This is a genomic window from Pseudomonas pharyngis (genome assembly GCF_021602345.1).
In the GTDB taxonomy this organism is placed as follows: Bacteria; Pseudomonadota; Gammaproteobacteria; order Pseudomonadales; family Pseudomonadaceae; genus Aquipseudomonas; species Aquipseudomonas pharyngis.
Window position 1 is genome coordinate 1 of record NZ_BQID01000041.1, and the last position, 719, is coordinate 719.

Genomic DNA, 719 nt, shown 5'->3' on the forward strand with positions numbered 1-719 from the left:
CCAGTTTGTGGCCCGTGGCGCTGTGCTGGAAGTGGTAGTGAATGCCTTCTTCTTCGCACAGGCGCTGGATGAAATGCAGGTCCGATTCGTCGTATTGCACGCAGTAAATGCGGTCGGGGTAGATCGAGCCGGTCTGGAAGGCGTAGGCGTTGCCCTGGATGCCGTGTTCTTCGAGCACCTTGCCGATGATTTTCGGCACGCTGAGGTTCTGGAAGATCCGCTGGTTGATCCGGTGCGCCAGGTACGCCAGTTGCGGGCGCAGGGTCACGGAGTAGCGCGTCAGGCGCTTGCCGGAATCGCCTTGCGCGGCGCGGTAGATCAGGCCGTGAATGCCGCTGCCGTCGGGCGACAGCTGCAGGAAGGCCGGTTTGTGCAGCAGGGTTTCGAGGTCCAGCGACGGCTGCTCACTGACCAGCTCCACCTCGAACACAAAAGGCTGGCTGATGGCTTCCCGACCGGTGAGGGTAAACACCTGGAAATCGGCGGAAAGACCTTCGATGGTCAGGGCAAAGTGGGTTTCATTGGCCGGCGCGAACATCCCTTGTTCCTCTTGCTGTACAGCGGCGTTCGTCGATTACCGTCAAGCGGTTCAACGCACGCGAAATTCTGGAGGGGCGTAAACAACATCGACCAGCAGAGCTGGCCGATGCTTGTAACGATCAGCCGTAATTAAACGACTGGAGCACGCCAGTCATCGGAACCCGAAGTACCGGATACTT

Annotated in this window: 1 protein-coding gene; it reads right to left on the reverse strand. The window is 59.4% G+C overall.

Going from position 1 to position 719, the window contains the following annotated elements:
* Positions 1 to 538 (reverse strand): type VI secretion system tip protein TssI/VgrG (gene tssI, locus L6D74_RS29855; protein ID WP_236191718.1); only part of this gene is annotated, 538 nt, incomplete at its 3' end.
* Positions 539 to 719 lie beyond the last annotated feature (181 nt).